This is a genomic window from Streptomyces poriferorum (assembly GCF_019399235.1).
Taxonomy (GTDB): domain Bacteria; phylum Actinomycetota; class Actinomycetes; order Streptomycetales; family Streptomycetaceae; genus Streptomyces; species Streptomyces poriferorum.
Map to the genome: position 1 here is coordinate 1 of NZ_JAELVH010000479.1, position 2683 is coordinate 2683.

Annotated in this window: 2 protein-coding genes and 1 pseudogene; 2 read left to right on the forward strand and 1 reads right to left on the reverse strand. The window is 72.1% G+C overall.

Annotated elements, in window-relative coordinates; genetic code table 11:
- Positions 1 to 150: 150 nt before the first annotated feature.
- Positions 151 to 1014 (reverse strand): annotated as a pseudogene (locus tag JGS39_RS38680) (LysR family transcriptional regulator); the annotation flags it as partial.
- Positions 1015 to 1150: 136 nt separating this feature from the next.
- Between JGS39_RS38680 and JGS39_RS38685 the strand changes: the two are divergent.
- Both JGS39_RS38685 and JGS39_RS38690 read left to right on the forward strand, forming a co-directional pair.
- On the forward strand, positions 1151 to 2356 hold the full coding sequence (locus tag JGS39_RS38685; RefSeq protein WP_264302842.1) for an MFS transporter: 1206 nt from the start codon (positions 1151 to 1153) through the stop codon (positions 2354 to 2356).
- A 17-nt stretch (positions 2357 to 2373) separates the two neighbouring features.
- On the forward strand, positions 2374 to 2683 hold a 310-nt coding region (locus JGS39_RS38690), incomplete at its 3' end, for an NAD(P)-dependent oxidoreductase (protein ID WP_219574450.1).

Genomic DNA, 2683 nt, shown 5'->3' on the forward strand with positions numbered 1-2683 from the left:
CGATCCCGCCGATCCCGCCGGTGCAGCCGATCCCGCCGGTGCAGCCGGTGCAGCCGGTGCAGCCGGTGCAGCCGGTGCAGCCGGTGCAGCCGGTGCAGCCGGTCCAGCCGATCCCGCCGGTCCCGCTGGTTCCTGCGCTTCCGCGGACGCGACGCCGAACATCGACAGGAAGGCCATCGCGGCCGGGGATGGCCGGGGCCTGCTCCAGACGAGGTGTTCCACCCGCGTCGGTGCGTCACGGAGGCGGACGACGGGCAGGTCGGGGAACTCGTGCACGAAGGCGGCGGGCAGCAACCCGATCCCGAGGCCCTGACGGATCAGCCGGGCCATGGGGTCAGGTGCCGTGATCTCGAAGGCGACCTCACGCCGCACCCCGGCTCTGGCGAACGCGTCGTCCGACTGCACCCGTCCTGCCGTGCCCGCGGGGAAGTCGACGAACAGCTCGTTTGCCAGCCGCGCCAGGTCCACCTGCCCCTGTTCCGCCAGCGGGTGACCGGGGGGAACCACGGCGACGAGGTGCCCGCGCGCCAGCTCGCGGCCGCGAACCCCTTTGGGACGGGGGCCCAGAGGAAGGCCCAGGAAGGCGGCGTCGAGAGTCCCCTGCCGCACCCGTTCGACCAGCTCCTCACTCGCGCCCGCGCGCAGACTGATGCGTACTTCCCGGTGACGCAGATGGAACCGCTTGAGCGCGGCGGGCAGGTCCACCGCCGTCACCGTGGGAATGGCCCCGACGGCGAGCCGTCCCCGGATCTCCCCGGCGGCCGCCGCCACCTCCGCCCGGGCCCGCTCGGCTGCGTCCAGCGCCTGACGGGCGGCGGGAAGGAATGCCTCGCCGGCGGCGGTCAGACTGACCCGGCGGCTGGTCCGCTCGAAGAGCCTGGCACCCAGTTCCCGTTCCAGCCGGGCGATCTGGTGACTCAGCGCGGACTGGACGACCAGACACTGCTCGGCGGCCCGCGTGAAGTTCTTCGTCTCCGCGACTGCGACGACGTAGCGCATCTGCTGTAGGTCCATGGATCGATCGTGATACACGATCGGTCCGATGAACAGCATGTGTTGGACTCATTGATGGCCCGTCACTGACGATGAGGCCATGACAACAACCACACCAGGGCCCGACCACGGCTTATCGCGCGGGCTGCTTCTGCTCATGTCGGTGGCGACGGGGCTGGCGGTCGCGGGCAACTACTTCGCGCAGCCGCTGCTCGACCTGATCGGCCGGGAACTGGGACTCGGCTCCACCTCGGCGGCACTGGTGGTGACCGTGGCTCAGGGCGGTTACGCGCTCGGCCTGATCCTTCTGGTGCCGCTCGGCGACCTGATGGAGCGCCGGCGACTCGCGGTCTCGCTCTACACGGCGACTGCGGTGTTCCTGCTGGTGTCGGCCACCGCCGCCAACGGAACGGTACTGCTGGTCGGCACGGCCCTGACCGCGCTGGCGTCGGTGGGAGCGCAGGTGGTGGTGCCGTTCGCGGTGTCACTGGCGGCTCCGGCCGAACGCGGAAGGGTCGTCGGCACGGTGATGACCGGTCTGCTGCTGGGACTCCTGCTCGCCCGCACCGCTTCCGGAGCGCTGTCGGAGGTGGGTGGCTGGCGGACGGTCTACTGGGTGAACGCGGTCCTGGTGGCGCTGACGGCCGTGGCGCTGCGTCGCTTCCTGCCGCGGCTCGGCGGGGGCGGCGGCGGCCTGACCTACCTCGGGCTGCTGCGCTCGACGGTGGTGCTGTTCCGCTACGAGCCGCTGCTGCGGTGGCGCGCGGGGATCGGCGCCCTGAGCCTGGCCTCGTTCAGCGTGCTGTGGACGGCGCTGACGTTCCTGCTGGTGCGGTCCCCGTACGGCTGGTCGGAGTCGGCCATCGGCCTCCTCGGCCTGGTCGGCGCCGCTGGCGCGCTGACCGCCACGGTCGCGGGGCGGCTCGCGGACCGCGGGTACGTCCAGATCGTGACCGGTGCCGGGACGCTCCTGCTCCTGGCGTCATGGGCGGCCGTCGCGGCCGGCGCCCGGTCCCTCGCCTGGTTGCTGGCCGGCGTCATCGTGCTGGACCTGGCGCACCAGGCGGTGCTCAACAGCACCCAGAACGTCATCTACGCCCTGCGCCCCGAGGCCCGCAACCGGATCAACTCCGCCTTCATGACCTCCTTCTTCGTCGGCGGCGCCGCGGGGTCCGCGCTGACCGCGGTGGTGTGGGCGGCCGGTGGCTGGAGCGGTGTGTGTGTCCTGGGGGCCACCTTCTCGGCAGGCACCGTCGTGCTCTGGGTTCTGGAACGCCTCACCGTCGGCCGAGCGGCGCGAAAGTCCATACCGACCCCGGGTCCCCGGGGCCGCGACGAGCAATCGGCCACCGCGGCCAACTGAACCAAGGAGCTGAAGCCATGCGCATCACAGTATTCGGAGCGGCCGGCAACGTGGGAAGCCGCGTGGTGACCGAGGCCCTGGCCCGCGGCCATCACGTCATCGCCGTGGTACGCGACCCGGCCCGTGGCCACACGTTGCCCGCGGTCGTCGAGGTGCGCGCCGGCGACGCGGCACACGTCGCCGACGTGGTCGAACTGAGTACAGGGCAGGACGTCGTGATCAGCGCCACCCGTCCTGCGCCCGGCCGTGAACCGGACCTCGTCACGACCACCGAGGCGCTGCTGGCCGGCGTGGTCCGGACCGGCGTCCGGCTGCTGCTCGTCGGCG